We start from the raw sequence: 13,658 nt of genomic DNA on the forward strand, positions 1-13,658 counted from the left end.
GAGAAGCGGACCGTCAGGACAGCTGGCCGCAGGCTGCCACGAATGGCGAGGTGGCCGGGTCCGCCGGCAGGCGTACCTGGTCGGACCGGCTGTCCTGGGCGGCCAGGCCCTCCGGGGTCAGCGCCAGGATGGTCGTGGCCACGGTGAACAGCGAACCGTCGGTCGAGGTCCCGCTGTTGATCCGCAGGGCCCGGTCCATGCAGCGGAACCCGGCGCCGACGTTGCCCTGGACCCCGGCGGCGAGGGTGAGCTGAGCCGGCAGCTGGACGGGGGCCAGCGTGTCGAGGCTGGCGTAGCGCACCAGCGCGTAGTTGTCCATCCCGCTCCTCGACGTGGTCTGCACCAGGATCTCGCCGAACCCGTTGGCGTCGATGTCGACGACCGTGTGGTGCAGGGGCACCACGATCGCGCCCAGGTCGACCTGCCCGACAGTTCCGTCCCGGGAGAACACGACCTCGAGTTTGCTCCCGGTCGCCCGCACCTGGTCAGAACGGCCGTCGCCGTCGACGTCGCCCGCCACCGCCGGCTTCACGACGGCCGTCGGCAGCTGGGGGCTGCCCTGGGTCGCCGTCGCCGGGCTGGCTGACGGGCCGGCCGTGACGGGCGGGGAGGGCACGCTGGTGGTCGGGAGGACGGTCGGCGAGGTAGTCGCCGACCAGGTCGCCGCTCCCCCTCCGGACCCATCGCCGGCCCTGGTGGAACGGCCGGTGCCGCCGGTCGAGGAGGCGACGGGTGTCCGGCTCGGCCCCGTCACGGGTGCGGTCACGAGCGGCGGGACGGCCGGCTCGACGAGCTCGTTGCTCGGCGGAGGGGGCCGCAGCGCCACCACGGCGAGCCCGATGATCGCCGCCATGACCATCCCGCCCGCCGTCATCAGCGGCAGACGCCACCGGCGCCGACGGTCGATCCCGGCACGGATCTGCCGGTAGGCGTCCGGCGAGGGCCGGATGGGCTCCACCGCCTCGGTGAGCAGGCGGGCGAGCTCCTCCGGTTCCAGACCACTCACCGCAGGCCCTCCAGCTTGCCGCTCAACGCCGACAGCCCCCGGGAGGTGTACGCCTTGACGGAACCGACACTGCAGCCCATCACCGCCGCGGCGTCCGCCTCGGACATGTCGGCGTAGTACCGCAGCACCACCGCCTCCCGCTGCCGGCGGGGCAGCTCGCGCAACGCCTGGATGACCGCCGCCCGTTCGACGAGGGAGTAGGCGCCCTCCTCGGCGCTCGCGGCGTCGGGCATCGGCTTGGGAGCGTGTTTGAGAGCGACGAGTCGACGACGCAGTGTCGAACGTGCGAGGTTGACGACGGTCTGCCTGAGATAGGCCAAGGCCTTGTCCCGGTCCTGGAGCCGTCCCCAGGCCGCGTGGACGCGGATGTAGGCGTCCTGCACAACCTCCTCGCAGAGGCCGAGGTCGTCAAGTAGTAACGCTGCAAGACGAACTAATGACCGATAGTGTTCGGCGTACAACGCGGCCAGGGCGGCATCGGCGTCCCGCGCGACATCGCTACGGGCGGCGTCGCTCCGTGCAGGCACGGGCCGCCACCCTTCCACGACAGTCATGGGCGCGATCACACCCAGTTGGACGCGTACCGAGCACTCGAAGTTGTCCCAAAAGTTCTATCGCGTCGCGCACGAAACAGACAGCCTCCACATCCCGCGACCCCGCCTCCCACCTATGGGTAACATCTGCCGTCTATCCGCCACCAGCACCAGCGTCCTACCGGAGGCCGACCGTGAAGGACATTCTCGAAGCGATCATTGCCCAGAGCCCTCCGTCGCCCGCCCGGCGGGCGGAGTTCGCTTCCCTCCCGGTCCCCCAGTCCTACCGCGCCATGGTCGTGCGCCGGGACGAAATCGGGATGTTCGAGGGCGTGCCGTCCCGGGACAAGGACCCCCGTCGCTCCCTGCACGTGGACGACGTGCCGACCCCGGAGCTCGGTCCCGGCGAAGCCCTCGTCGCGGTCATGGCCTCTTCCGTGAACTACAACACGGTCTGGACGTCGATCTTCGAGCCGATCCCCACCTTCAACTTCCTCGAGCGATACGGCCGAACCTCTCCGCTTGCATCCCGTCACGACCAGCCTTACCACGTCGTCGGCTCGGATCTGGCCGGAGTTGTGCTACGGACAGGGCCCGGCGTACAGGCCTGGTCCCCCGGGGACGAGGTCGTCGCCCACTGTCTGTCCGTGGAACTCGAACGTCCCGACGGCCACAACGACACGATGCTGGATCCCGAGCAACGAATCTGGGGATTTGAGACGAACTTTGGTGGACTCGCCGAGCTCGCCCTGGTCAAGACCAACCAGCTCATGCCGAAACCCGCGCACCTGACCTGGGAGGAGGCGGCCGCACCCGGTCTGGTCAACTCGACTGCGTACCGCCAACTGGTCTCGGTCAACGGCGCGAACATGAAACAGGGCGACGTCGTTCTCGTCTGGGGCGCGTCCGGGGGCCTGGGCTCCTACGCCACCCAGCTCGTGCTGCGTGGCGGGGCCATCCCGGTCTGCATCGTCTCCTCGCCGGAAAAAGCCGACATATGCCGCTCCCTCGGCGCCGAACTGATCATCGACCGCGCCGCCGAGGCCTATCGGTTCTGGAGCGACGAACACACCCAGAACCCCCAGGAATGGCAGCGGTTCGGCAAGCGCATCCGCGAGCTCACCGGCGGCGACGACCCCGACATCGTCCTCGAACACCCGGGCCGGGAGACCTTCGGCGCCTCCGTCTATGTGACCCGCCGCGGCGGAACCATCGCCACCTGCGCCTCCACCAGCGGTTTCCAGCACGAGTACGACAACCGGTACCTGTGGATGAACCTCAAGCGCATCGTCGGCTCGCACTTCGCCAACTACCGGGAGGCCTGGGAAGCCAACCGGCTCATCATGCGCGGGATGATCCATCCGACCCTGTCCCGGGTCTACCCGCTCACCGAAACGGGGCAGGCCGCCTACGACGTGCACCGCAACGTCCACCAGGGGAAGGTGGGCGTGCTGTGTCTCGCCCCGGCTGAGGGGCTGGGTGTCCGCGACGAGGCACTCCACTCCCGCCACCTGACCGCAATCAACCGGTTCCGCGGCGTATAAACCCGGAAATCGGCCAGGCCGACAGCCGGCTCCCCTCACGCTCACATTGACCGTCTGAGATGCTGAGGTCCTATGACCGAACACACCGATCTCATCCCAATGGCCGGCGAGACCGACGGGCCCCCCGCCTTTGATCTGGTGCGCCGTGGCTACGACCCCAATCAGGTCACCCATCACGTGAACTGGCTCGTCGAGCAGCTACGCGAGGCCGAGGCGCACCGGGCGGCGGCGGAGGCGGCCGCGTCGGAGGCGGCGACCGAGGCGGCCCGGGTATGCGACGATCTGGCCGCCAACCGTCCCGCCTGGGAGGAGTTCGGTGGCCGCGTTACCCAGATCCTCCAGCTCGCCGAGGAGGAGGCTGCCACCGTTCGGGCTGAACGCACCCGGGAGGCCGACGCCCAGCTCGAGGAGGCCCGCCGGATCGTCACCGAGGCCGAGCAGACCCGGGAGAAGACCCTGCGCGACGCCGACGAGCAGGCCGCGGCCATCGCCTCGACGGCCCGCGCGGAGGCCGAACGGATCGTCGAGGTCGCTCGGGCCACGGCCGCGCAGGCCGAGGACGACTCGAAGCGTCGGCTGGCCGACCTCGCGCGCCAGCGCGAGCAGGTGACCTCGCAACTTGCCACCCTGCGTGACCAGGTGACGGCCCAGCTGGGCGCGCTGCGCGACAAGCTGACCGCCGCCTCCGCGTCGATCGCCTCCATCGAGGCACCGCCGCCCGAGGAGCGTAAGGCGCTCGGCAGCGAGCCGAACGCGTTGCCCGCGGCAGCGAACTCCCGCGGGGTCTAGCCCGCACGGGAGGCCGTCGTCCCGTGGGGTCAGCCATCACGGACGCGCGGCCGGGCCGCTCGGCACCGGCGTTCCCAACATGGCCGGTGCCAGTGTCGACGGTCCTCGATCCGCTCGGGCGGCCAGACCACCACGTGGGCGGTGCCCGGAGTGATCTCATAATCACAACCGGGACACCGGTAGACCTTGGTGGTCGCCGCGCCACTCGTCGGTCGCACCACCCACTCGCCGTCCCGCAGGACGACGACCGGATCCGGCGTCCACCAACAGACCGGGTGCCCGCGCTGCGCATCCGACGGCCGGGCCCGGCGCCGGCGTGCCTTCCTCGTCACCGCCCGCGAGCGGGTCTGCCCGATGCCCGGAACCGATCCCGCCGGGTGCGGGAACCCGAACCCCGGGTATCGCCGGCCGGCGGGCCCGCGACCCACTCGCCCCGGTCCACCACCTCGCCGTCAACGATCCGATGCCGGTCATCCACCGCCGGCCCGGCCGAGGAGGCCGTCGCACGCCCGCCCGTCCCCGCCCCGAACCTCTCGCCCGTCCACCGCACCCGCCCGCCGACCCGCTCGAAGCCGGCCATCACGAGCGAGCGGGCGAGCTTGGCCTTGCGCACGGCCCCCGCCGGACTCGCCAGGGCGGACGACGCACTGATGAGCAGCTGGAAGCCGCGATCGCTGCCACGCCAGTGCTCACGCAGGATCGGCTCCCCGGCTCCGACAGCCAGCCGCCGGAAGGCGAACGCGATGACCGCGACGTCGTCGAGCTGACCCACCACCGGAATCGCGTTGGTCAGCCGGTTCTTCGGCGACACGAGGTACGCGAGCGCCGCGGCGGCCTCCACCTTCGCGGACTGCGGGACCCGCGGATCGGCGACGACCCGCCGCAGCAGCTGGACCAGATCGGGAAGGAACATCGTGACCTCCCGACCGAACGCTCGCATGGCGTCCCTGTCGAGCACGACCATCGCCGCTCCAGCCTCCTCCCGCGCGAATCGGGATTTCCCGCCGACCGTCGACATCTTAGTCCGCGCGGACAGAAGCGATCTTGTGCTCAGCGCGGCGGGTGAGCTCAGCGCGGCGGATGGTCGAGGAACCCCCGGCCGGTCTTGCGTCCCAGGAACCCGGCCCGAACCAGCTGTTCGAGCAGGGGTGCCGGGGCGTAGCCGGGCTCGCGGAACTGCGCGTACAACGAACGCGTGATCGCGAGCGTGACGTCGAGGCCGACCACGTCGGCGAGCGCGAAGGGGCCCAGCGGATGGCCGCAACCGACCGTCATCGCCGTGTCGACGTCCTCGATCGTCGCGTAGTGCGCCTGGAGCATCTTCACCGCGTCGTTGAGATAGGGGAACAGCAGCGCGTTGACGATGAACCCCGCCCGGTCGGCGCAGAGCACCGGATGCCGCCCGGCCACTCGGGACAGCGCCAGGACCGTGGCTGTCACGTCATCGCCGGTGAGCACCGTGGGCACCACCTCGATCAGCTTCATCGCCGGGGCCGGGTTGAACCAGTGCATACCGATGACGTCCTGCGGCCGGCTGGTGGCCGTGGCGCATTCGATGACCGGCAACGAGGACGTGGTAGTCGCCAGCACGGCGCCGGGCGCCGCGATCTTGTCCAGGTCGGCGAACAGCTCCCGCTTCACCGCCAGGTCCTCCACCACCGCCTCGAGCAGCAGGTCGCAGCGGCCGAGCTCACCCAGATCGGTCGTGCCGCGCACCCGAGCCAGGGCCGCCAGCCGGTCGGCGTCGGACAGCCGCCCCCTGGCCACCGACGCCGACAACGACGACTCGATCTTCACGAGGGTGGCGGCGAGGGTGCGCTCGCTCCGGGCCCGCAGGAGGACGTCGTGCCCGGACCGGGCCAGCACCTCCGCGATGCCACCCGCCATCGTGCCGCTCCCCACGACGCCGACCGAGCGCACCGGGCGGCCCCGCCTCGGGCGGTCGGCGAGCGGATCGACCGCGTCGACCACCTCGGAGGAGTCCGGTGCCGCGTAGGTGTAGAAACCACGACCGCTCTTGCGGCCCAGCAGGCCCGCGCGCACGAGCTGGCTCAGCAGCGGTGCCGGAGCGTGCAGGTGGTCACGGGACTGCCGGTACATCGAGTTGAGGATCTCGTGGGCGGCGTCCAGACCGATCAGATCGAGCAGGGCGAGCGGGCCCATCGGATGCCCGCATCCGAGCCGCATGGCCGCGTCGATGTCCTCCCGGGCCGCGTACCGGGCCTCGAGCATGCGCACGGCGTTGTTGAGATACCCGAACAGCAGCGCATTGACGATGAAGCCCGCCCGGTCCTCCGCGACGACCGCGGTCTTCCCCACGTCGTTGACCAGGCCGATGACCCCGGCCAGCACGGTCGGGTCGGTGACGACCGTGCGCACGACCTCCACCAGGCGCATCACCGGCGCCGGATTGAACCAGTGGGTGCCGAGCACCCGTTCCGGGCGGGCGGTGCCCGCCGCGAGTTCCGTCACCGACAGGGAGCTGGTGTTCGTCAGGAAGACGGTGGTCGGGGGGCAGATCTCGTCGAGTCGGGCGAAAAGCGCCTGTTTGGCGCTCATCCGCTCGTCGATCGCCTCGATCACCAGCTCGCAGTCGGCGACCGCCGCGAGCTCGGTGCCGAGACGCAGGCGGGCCAGTACGGCCTCCCTGGTCGCGTCGTCGATCTTGCCGTGGCGGCCCGCGCGGTCGAGGGAGTGCTCGACCCGGGCCCGGCTGCGGGCGAGCGCGTCGGCGTCACGCGCGATGCCGACGACCTCCAGACCGGCCTTCGCCAGCACCTCGGCGATGCCCGCGCCCATGGTGCCGAGCCCCACCACCCCGACCCGGCGGTGTCTCACAGCGTCGTCCCGGCTGTTCTCCGGCTTTTTCTCCGGGTTCGCGGCCGGCCCGGTTCCCGATGCGGGCCTCTCGATCATGCCCAGGCTCCTCTACTTCGGCACATCTACTTCGGCACACGGGCCCCGGGCGACAGGTAGGCGTCGCGGGCCGGGCGGTGTCAGACGGCGAACGCCGCGATCCTCCCATATTCTCGAGACGCCGGCCCATGATCGCACTGCGGGAACGGACCGGCCGCCGGCCGGGGACGCCGGCCGGGCGGCCGTCGCAGGTTCGGCGGACCGGGCGGGTTCGGCGGAATCGCTTTCAGAAAAGCGTCGGAATGGACGGTTCGAGGCCCCGCAGCTCGTCATAGTCGACGATGGCGCAGCCCAGCCCCCGGTCGGCCGCTAGCAGCCGAGCCTGCGGGGTGATGGACTGCGCCGCGAGAATGCCGCGCACGGGATGCGGCAACGCCGGGTCGGCCTCCAGGCGGACAAGGTACCGGGTCAGCTGCTCCACCCCGTCGATCTCACCCCTGCGTTTGATCTCGACGGCGACCGTTGAGCCGTCCGCGCCGCGGCACAGCAGGTCGACCGGCCCGATGCCGGTCTCGTACTCGCGGCGCACCAGGGTGAGTCCGGGCGCGATCGCGTCGGGCCGGTCGGCGAGCAGCACCTGCAGATGCGCCTCCACCCCGTCCTTGCGCAGACCGGGGTCGACGCCGAGGTCGTGCGTGGAATCGTGCAGCACCTGTTCGAGGGTGATGACGAGCTGCTCGGCCGCGCGGTTGGTGACCCGCCAGACCCCGTCCGCCTCGGCGATGACGCACGGGGGGCTCATCCAGTTGAGCGGCTTGTACGCCCGCCCGTCGGCGTGGATCGAGACGGATCCGTCCGCCTTGACGAGTACCAACCGGACGGCGCTCGGCAGATGTGCGGTGAGCCGACCGACGTAGTCCACGCTGCAGCGAGCGATGACGAGCCGCATGACGTCACGCTATCGCGGCCGTTGTCGAGGGCACAGACCGACCGTACGACGTCGAGGGTGCCCCGGAGACCATGGCGGTGCAGGTCACCCGGTGCAGGGCGGCGGGGAGACCTTCCACAGGGTGATCAGAGCGCGCGGAAGCACGTCACAGGCCCGCGGGCCGTTGCGGACAATCGTCCAGGGCCCAGCGCCGGTCCGCCGCCACACGTGCGGGTCGACCGGCGGCGTGGCCGGCCCCTGGACCTCGATGCGACCGATCGCCCAGTACTCGTCGTGCGCCGCGTCAACGCCCTCGACGGCGCCGAAGTACATCCCGTTCACGATCGTCACCTGCCGGGCGGAGATGGTGGAAGCGCCCCCGGCCGCCTTGATGGAGTCGGCGACCGTCCACGACAGCGCGAGCCGCAGGGCATCCGGATCAGGCTCGTCGAGGACCCGCATCTGATGGGCCGTGCCTGGTCGGCGCGCACCCTCCCACGGGGCGGTCCGCAACGCGGGGGTCAGCTCCGGGGCGGGCGAGGTGGCGGTCTGAGGCGCATGCACGGTGGCGGACTGCCGGTCCGCGGTCACGTAGCCGATGGCCACGCCGAGCAGGACCGCGACCACGAACGCCACCGGGACCAGGACCGACCGGTACTCGCGCACCCCGGCCAGCCCGGCGGATCGCGCACTCCGATCGCCAACGGCATTCACCCGCGCGGGCACCTCCACGTCCTGCACGCCTCCGTCCGGCATCACACCCTGCCAAGAGCCGGGCCCGTCACCCGAAAGCAGTACCCGATCAGCAGGTACCCGGCAAGCATGCCGCATCGCGTGTCCGCCCGGCGCACGGGCGCGCCTGAGATGACGGTGCGCAGCCACCCTGGTTCGTTCCGCTCCGGGCTCCGTCCCGATCGGGACGGAGCCCTTCCTGACGGGCCTGGCGGGCGGTCGAACGGATGAGCCGCCCGGGCAGCCCGCTCAGGCGTGGCCGACGTGGACCAGGTCGGCGGCCTCCTCGAACCGCAGCAACCCACCCAGCCGGTCCGCCACGAGCAGGCGTTCAAGCGAGCTCGGCACATCGACCAGCACCATCGAACGGCCCGCGGCACGGGCTCGGCGAGCGATGCCGAGCAGCACCCCCAGCGCGGCATGATCGCCGAGCTCCAGGCCCGCGACGTCGACGCGCAGCGGCCCGCTCCCATTGTCGATCGCCGCGTGCAGCAGGGAGCGTAGTGTCCCCACCGTCCGTACATCCACCCGGCCAACCACGCGGGCCGTCTGCGCGCAGCCGGCCCGCGTGTCCCCGGAGCACTCCAGACTCACCACGTTCACGCCGATGTTCATGTGATCTCCCGTCCCGGCCGTCCGACGCCCCCTCTGTCGTGACGCCGTTGCTACCAGCTATCCGCGCCGATCGCGGGTAGCACTCAGGTGCGGCTCGCCCAGGGCGGACCGCGACATACCCCCTCGTCTCCATCGGACTGTCGCCGTTCGGCCACAGGGAGGTCGGGCCGGTTACCTCGATGGTGGCAGCAGTCGGCGGGTGATGTTTCCTCTGTCGGATTCCGTGGAGGTGTCGCGGCCCGAATCCATGTCCGCCGCGAGGATGTCTGGGACGATGCAAGGTGGCGTCGAAGAGCGGCACGATCGGAGGTGCGGGATGACCGGAACGGCCGGGGCGTTTCTCCTCGAGCCGCTGATCGCGCTGCTGGCCGTCGGCCTGCTGATGGCGATCGGGCGCTGGGCTCATGCTCCGGCACGGCCGCGGCCTGCCGGTTCCGTCCCCGGCCACGACTTCGGTCTGCTCGTCCCGGTGGTCACCGTGGACACCCCCGCCGAGATCACTCGGCTCCGCGCGGCGCTGTGGGCGCGGGGCATCCGCTCGACCTGGGTCACGGCACCGGCCGGTCCGATCCGCATCGACGCCGCCGGGAATATCATCGCCCGGCCGCGGGACCGCCGCCACGTACTCGTGTTCGGCACGGACGCGAACCGAGCCGCCCGTGCCCTCGTGAACCTGCTCGGCTCGCGCCAGCCGCCCACCTGACCCCGCCGGCCGGGCCGGCGGATCACGAGGCCGGTGGGATCAGGCCGAGGCCGGTGAAATCAGGTCGAGACTGGTGAAATCAGGTCGAGACTGGTGAAATCAGGCTACGGCGCGGTCGGAGACCCGGCGGATGTTGGCGCCGAGGTCCGTCATGTTCTCGACAAACCGGGCGTATCCCCGGTCGATGTGGTGGACGTCGCCTACCTCGGTGACGCCGTCCGCAACCAGGCCGGCGAGCACGAGACCCGCGCCGGCCCGCACGTCGGAGGCCGTCACCCGGGTGCCGGACAGCCGCGGGGTTGGCCGGACGATGACGTGGTGGCCGTCCGTACGCAGGTCGGCGCCGAGTTTGTGCAGCTCGCGGCAGAAGACGAACCGGCTGTCGAAGACGTTCTCGGTGATCAGGGAGGTACCCCGGCTGACCGACTCCAACGCGATGATCTGCGGCAGCAGATCGGTCGGAAAGCCGGGGTACGGCAGCGTCACCACGTCGATCGACCGGGGCCGTCCCCGTCCGACGACCCGGAATCCGTCGTCCCGGACGTCGACCTCGGCACCGGCCTGCACCAACTTCTCCAGGACGATGCCGAGATGAGCAGCCTGACCGTGCCGGATTAGCACGTCGCCGCCGGTCATCAGGGCGCCGATGGCGTACGTGCCGGCAACGATGCGGTCCGGCACCGTCCGGTGTTCCACCGGGGTGAGGTGGTCGACCCCGTCGATGATCAGTGTCGACGATCCCGCGCCGTCGATGCGCCCGCCCATCGCCGTCAGCATCGCGCACAGGTCGGCGATCTCGGGTTCCTGGGCGGCATTGTCGATCACCGTCGTCCCCTTGGCGAGAACCCCGGCCATCAACAGGTTCTCGGTGGCGCCCACGCTGGGGAAGTCGAGCCAGATCGAGGCTCCCTGCAGCCGGCCGGAGCAGCGGGCGACGAGGACTCCGGACTCGACGTCGACCAGCGCACCGAGTTTGGTCAGGCCGTTGACATGAATGTCGAGCGCGCGCGATCCGATCGCGTCTCCACCGGGCAGGGCGACCCGCGCCTCCCCGCGGCGGGCGACCAGCGGACCGAGCACCGCCACCGACGCCCTGATCTGCCGCACCAGTTCACCATCGGCCGCGATGCCCGGAGCCTGGGGAACCTCAATGCTCAGCCGCCCGCCGGCGGCGTCCCGCTCGACGGTCGCACCGAGCCCCGCCAGTACCTTGGACATCACCGACACGTCCAAGATGTCGGGAACGGCGGACAGCATCGTCCGGCCCGCGGCCAGCAGGCTCGCGGCCATCAGCTTCAACACCGAGTTCTTCGCGCCCGGGACGGCGACCTCGCCGGCCAGCCGGGTACCGCCTGTCACAACGAAGCGCTCCACGAACCTCGATGCTAGGTCCTGGCCTGAAGATCTTCACCGCCACCCGCCGGACCAACCGGCGCAACCCTGCGCGGTCGCCTCATTTCGCTGCGTCGGACGGGAGGACGGACACCCCGTCGTGGGTGCGGATAAACGGCTCGAGCCGCTCGTCCCTTCGGCCTAGTCCCCGACGACGCGACCGCGCTCTACGCCCGGATCTGACAACCCGGGCCGCGCGGTCAACGACTGCCTAGAGTGGTCCCCATGGCAGTGCACCTGACTCGGATCTACACCCGCACCGGGGATGACGGTACGACGGCGCTGGGCGACATGTCGCGGGTGGCGAAGACCGATCCGCGGCTGGCTGCCTATGCCGACGTAGATGAGGCGAACGCCGCGATCGGCGTGGCACTTGCCCTCGGCGGGCTTCCCGACGAGCTGCGGGCGGTGCTCGGCCAGATCCAGAACGACCTCTTCGACGTCGGCGCGGATCTGTGCACCCCGGTCGACCCGGCGCCGGCCTACCCACCCCTGCGGATCACCGAGGCCTACGTGGAACGGCTCGAGGAGGCGTGCGACCGTTTCAACGCCGGCCTGCCGAAGCTGGCCTCCTTCATTCTTCCGGGAGGGACTCCCGGGGCTGCGCTGCTGCATGTCGCCCGCACGGTCGTCCGCCGGGCGGAACGGTCCATCTGGGCCCTCCTCGAGGCCGAGCCGGACCGCACCGGCCCGCTGCCGGCCCGCTATCTCAACCGACTGTCGGATCTGCTGTTCATCCTCGCCCGGGTGGCGAACCCTGAGGGGGACGTGCTCTGGCGCCCCGGGGCGCACGCCTGAGACCCGCTCGATACCCGAGGGTCGACAAGTCAGTCAACCGAATTGTAGACTGACGATCATGAGTACCACGGTGCGCGTGAGTGACAGGACGCGGCAACGGGTCGCGGCCATGGCCGCGACCACCGGCCAGCAGATGCAGACGATCATCGACGAGGCCGTCGAGGCCTACGAGCGCGAGCTGTTCTGGCGCGGCTTCGAGGAGGGGTACGACCGCCTCGCGGCCGACCCGCTCGCCTGGGACGAGCTCGGTGCCGAGCGATCCGCCGAGGCGGGGGCGCTGCGGGACGGCCTGGAGTGATCTCACCTCGCCGCGGCGAGGTATGGCTGGTCGACTTCGGTGAGCCGATCGGCCACGAGCAGGGGTTGTGTCGTCCGGCGGTGGTCGTGTCCGCCGACCGGCTCAACCGCAGCCGGTCGGACTGTCCATCGTCGTACCCGTCACCAGAACCCGCCGCGGGCTGCCCTCCCACGTCGAGCTCGCGCCCGGCGGCACCGGTCTGCGCGAGACAAGCTACGCAAAGGTCGAGGACGTGAAATCGGTGTCCCAGCATCGCTTCGGTCGCCGGCCCGGCGTCGTGGGTCCCGATCATCTGCTGCGGATGACCGAGGCCCTGCAGTTTCTGTTAGGTAGGTAGAGCCTGTTAGGTAGGTAGAGCCTGTTAGGTAGGTAGAGCCTGTCGCGGACCTGTGACGTGACGCGAAAGGCGCGTCCCCCGATGCGGGGAACTCGCCCTTGGCCGCAGGAAACTCAGGTCAGCTTCGCGGTCTCGGCAAGGATGCTGACACCCTGGTGTGTCACCGAGATGAAGCCGCCGTCCACCGAGGCTGAGATCTCCCGGCCACCGGTCTTGACCCGGACCGTCCCGCCCGGCGCCAGCAGACCCAGCAGCGGCACATGGCCGGGCAGCACGCCGAGATCACCGTCGGTGGTCCGGGCGACGACCATGTCGGCGTCGCCGGACCACACCTCCTGCTCGGGCGAGACAATCGCCACCCGGATCGGCATTACAGGTTCTCCGCGTTCTTCTCCGCGTCCTCGATGCCACCGCACATGAAGAACGCCTGCTCCGGCAGGTGGTCGAAGTCGCCCTGGGTGAGCCGCTTGAACGAGTCGATCGTCTCGTCGAGCGGGACGAACTTGCCGGGGATGCCGGTGAACTGCTCGGCCACGAAGAACGGCTGCGACAGGAACCGCTGGATCCGCCGCGCCCGGTTGACGAGGATCTTGTCCTCTTCGGAGAGCTCATCGATACCGAGGATGGCGATGATGTCCTGCAGGTCCTTGTATCGCTGCAGAATCCGCTGCACCTCACGGGCCGTGTCGTAGTGCTCCTGCCCGAGATAGCGCGCGTCCAGGATCCGGGAGTTGGAGTCGAGCGGGCTCACCGCCGGGTAGATACCCAGGTCGGAGATGGCCCGGTCGAGCACGGTGGTGGCGTCGAGGTGGGTGAACGTCGTCGCCGGCGCCGGGTCGGTCAGGTCGTCCGCGGGCACGTAGATGGCCTGCAGCGAAGTGATCGAGTGGCCCCGGGTGGAGGTGATGCGCTCCTGGAGCACACCCATCTCGTCGGCCAGCGTCGGCTGGTAACCGACGGCGCTGGGCATCCGGCCGAGCAGCGTGGAGACCTCGGATCCGGCCTGGGTGAACCGGAAGATGTTGTCGATGAACAGCAGCACGTCCTGCTTCTGGACGTCCCGGAAGTACTCGGCCATCGTGCTGTCTCTTATACACATCTGACGCTGCCGACGAATTAGACGGTGT

Annotated in this window: 18 protein-coding genes; 7 read left to right on the forward strand and 11 right to left on the reverse strand. The window is 70.3% G+C overall.

Annotated elements, in window-relative coordinates; all coding sequences use genetic code 11:
* Window positions 1-13 precede the first annotated feature (13 nt).
* Entirely contained in the window at window positions 14-1,006 is a 993-nt protein-coding gene (locus ACY45C_RS06920; RefSeq protein ID WP_462186807.1) for an FG-GAP repeat domain-containing protein, read from the reverse strand.
* The gene (locus tag ACY45C_RS06925; RefSeq protein ID WP_462186808.1) at window positions 1,003-1,560 is read right to left on the reverse strand and encodes a SigE family RNA polymerase sigma factor; all 558 of its coding nucleotides are present in this window, start codon (window positions 1,558-1,560) and stop codon (window positions 1,003-1,005) included. Before ACY45C_RS06925 ends, ACY45C_RS06920 begins: the two co-directional genes overlap by 4 nt.
* Window positions 1,561-1,733: 173 nt before the next feature.
* On the opposite strand from ACY45C_RS06925, the gene ccrA reads away from it, so the two are divergent.
* Together ccrA and ACY45C_RS06935 are read left to right on the forward strand one after the other, a co-directional pair.
* A complete protein-coding gene (gene ccrA / locus ACY45C_RS06930; protein ID WP_462186809.1) occupies window positions 1,734-3,083 on the forward strand; it encodes a crotonyl-CoA carboxylase/reductase in 1,350 nt (449 codons plus the stop codon).
* 72 nt (window positions 3,084-3,155) lie between these two features.
* Window positions 3,156-3,872: a sugar-binding protein gene (locus ACY45C_RS06935; RefSeq protein ID WP_462186810.1), complete on the forward strand. Its 717-nt coding sequence runs from the start codon at window positions 3,156-3,158 to the stop codon at window positions 3,870-3,872.
* Between the two features lie 29 nt (window positions 3,873-3,901).
* On the opposite strand, the gene ACY45C_RS06940 is transcribed toward ACY45C_RS06935, so the two are convergent.
* The 6 genes from ACY45C_RS06940 to ACY45C_RS06965 form a co-directional block, all read right to left on the reverse strand.
* Window positions 3,902-4,204 carry a hypothetical protein gene (locus tag ACY45C_RS06940; RefSeq protein WP_462186811.1) on the reverse strand — a complete coding sequence of 101 codons (303 nt, stop codon included), beginning with the start codon at window positions 4,202-4,204 and terminating at the stop codon, window positions 3,902-3,904.
* On the reverse strand, window positions 4,201-4,836 hold the full coding sequence (locus ACY45C_RS06945; RefSeq protein WP_462186812.1) for a YkvA family protein: 636 nt from the start codon (window positions 4,834-4,836) through the stop codon (window positions 4,201-4,203). The genes ACY45C_RS06940 and ACY45C_RS06945 overlap by 4 nt, the downstream gene beginning before the upstream one ends.
* 104 nt (window positions 4,837-4,940) lie before the next feature.
* Complete coding sequence (locus tag ACY45C_RS06950; RefSeq protein WP_462186813.1) at window positions 4,941-6,788, reverse strand: 3-hydroxyacyl-CoA dehydrogenase family protein; 1,848 nt, start codon at window positions 6,786-6,788, stop codon at window positions 4,941-4,943.
* A gap of 226 nt (window positions 6,789-7,014) precedes the next feature.
* Window positions 7,015-7,677 carry an endonuclease NucS gene (nucS, locus tag ACY45C_RS06955; RefSeq protein WP_462186814.1) on the reverse strand — a complete coding sequence of 221 codons (663 nt, stop codon included), beginning with the start codon at window positions 7,675-7,677 and terminating at the stop codon, window positions 7,015-7,017.
* 84 nt (window positions 7,678-7,761) lie between these two features.
* On the reverse strand, window positions 7,762-8,397 hold the full coding sequence (locus tag ACY45C_RS06960; RefSeq protein WP_462186815.1) for a hypothetical protein: 636 nt from the start codon (window positions 8,395-8,397) through the stop codon (window positions 7,762-7,764).
* Window positions 8,398-8,637: 240 nt separating this feature from the next.
* Window positions 8,638-9,003, reverse strand: coding sequence for an STAS domain-containing protein (locus tag ACY45C_RS06965; RefSeq protein ID WP_462186816.1), 366 nt, complete (start codon window positions 9,001-9,003; stop codon window positions 8,638-8,640).
* Between the two features lie 316 nt (window positions 9,004-9,319).
* Between ACY45C_RS06965 and ACY45C_RS06970 the strand changes: the two genes are divergently transcribed.
* Window positions 9,320-9,706 carry a hypothetical protein gene (locus ACY45C_RS06970; protein WP_462186817.1) on the forward strand — a complete coding sequence of 129 codons (387 nt, stop codon included), beginning with the start codon at window positions 9,320-9,322 and terminating at the stop codon, window positions 9,704-9,706.
* 99 nt (window positions 9,707-9,805) lie between these two features.
* On the opposite strand, the gene murA is transcribed toward ACY45C_RS06970, so the two are convergent.
* Window positions 9,806-11,080 (reverse strand): UDP-N-acetylglucosamine 1-carboxyvinyltransferase, encoded by a 1,275-nt coding sequence (gene murA / locus ACY45C_RS06975; RefSeq protein ID WP_462186818.1) that lies wholly within the window; start codon window positions 11,078-11,080, stop codon window positions 9,806-9,808.
* A gap of 243 nt (window positions 11,081-11,323) precedes the next feature.
* Between murA and ACY45C_RS06980 the strand changes: the two genes are divergently transcribed.
* From ACY45C_RS06980 to ACY45C_RS06995, 4 genes are all read left to right on the forward strand, one after another.
* A complete protein-coding gene (locus ACY45C_RS06980) occupies window positions 11,324-11,896 on the forward strand; it encodes a cob(I)yrinic acid a,c-diamide adenosyltransferase (protein WP_462186819.1) in 573 nt (190 codons plus the stop codon).
* Between the two features lie 76 nt (window positions 11,897-11,972).
* Window positions 11,973-12,194 (forward strand): hypothetical protein, encoded by a 222-nt coding sequence (locus ACY45C_RS06985; protein WP_462186820.1) that lies wholly within the window; start codon window positions 11,973-11,975, stop codon window positions 12,192-12,194.
* On the forward strand, window positions 12,191-12,430 hold the full coding sequence (locus ACY45C_RS06990; RefSeq protein ID WP_462186821.1) for a type II toxin-antitoxin system PemK/MazF family toxin: 240 nt from the start codon (window positions 12,191-12,193) through the stop codon (window positions 12,428-12,430). Before ACY45C_RS06985 ends, ACY45C_RS06990 begins: the two co-directional genes overlap by 4 nt.
* Window positions 12,355-12,531, forward strand: a complete 177-nt coding sequence (locus ACY45C_RS06995) for a type II toxin-antitoxin system PemK/MazF family toxin (RefSeq protein ID WP_462186824.1) — start codon at window positions 12,355-12,357, stop codon at window positions 12,529-12,531. The genes ACY45C_RS06990 and ACY45C_RS06995 overlap by 76 nt, the downstream gene beginning before the upstream one ends.
* Before the next feature lie 113 nt (window positions 12,532-12,644).
* Here the strand turns inward: ACY45C_RS06995 and ACY45C_RS07000 are convergent, their stop codons facing one another.
* Both ACY45C_RS07000 and ACY45C_RS07005 read right to left on the reverse strand, forming a co-directional pair.
* Complete coding sequence (locus tag ACY45C_RS07000) at window positions 12,645-12,902, reverse strand: F0F1 ATP synthase subunit epsilon (protein ID WP_011438082.1); 258 nt, start codon at window positions 12,900-12,902, stop codon at window positions 12,645-12,647.
* On the reverse strand, window positions 12,902-13,658 hold a 757-nt coding region (locus ACY45C_RS07005), incomplete at its 5' end, for an ATP synthase beta subunit C-terminal domain-containing protein (RefSeq protein WP_462186822.1). The genes ACY45C_RS07000 and ACY45C_RS07005, both read right to left, overlap by 1 nt.

The organism is Frankia sp. CcWB2, from assembly GCF_977927585.1.

Excerpts from the sequence above, each read along its gene's own strand:
- ACY45C_RS06925 (WP_462186808.1), bottom strand. The coding sequence starts at position 1,560 with ATGACTGTCGTGGAAGGGTGGCGGCCCGTGCCTGCACGGAGCGACGCC.
- ACY45C_RS06935 (WP_462186810.1), top strand. The coding sequence starts at position 3,156 with ATGACCGAACACACCGATCTCATCCCAATGGCCGGCGAGACCGACGGG.
- ACY45C_RS06945 (WP_462186812.1), bottom strand. The coding sequence starts at position 4,836 with ATGGTCGTGCTCGACAGGGACGCCATGCGAGCGTTCGGTCGGGAGGTC.
- ACY45C_RS06950 (WP_462186813.1), bottom strand. The coding sequence starts at position 6,788 with ATGATCGAGAGGCCCGCATCGGGAACCGGGCCGGCCGCGAACCCGGAG.
- nucS (WP_462186814.1), bottom strand. The coding sequence starts at position 7,677 with ATGCGGCTCGTCATCGCTCGCTGCAGCGTGGACTACGTCGGTCGGCTC.
- ACY45C_RS06965 (WP_462186816.1), bottom strand. The coding sequence starts at position 9,003 with ATGAACATCGGCGTGAACGTGGTGAGTCTGGAGTGCTCCGGGGACACG.
- ACY45C_RS06970 (WP_462186817.1), top strand. The coding sequence starts at position 9,320 with ATGACCGGAACGGCCGGGGCGTTTCTCCTCGAGCCGCTGATCGCGCTG.
- ACY45C_RS06980 (WP_462186819.1), top strand. The coding sequence starts at position 11,324 with ATGGCAGTGCACCTGACTCGGATCTACACCCGCACCGGGGATGACGGT.
- ACY45C_RS07000 (WP_011438082.1), bottom strand. The coding sequence starts at position 12,902 with ATGCCGATCCGGGTGGCGATTGTCTCGCCCGAGCAGGAGGTGTGGTCC.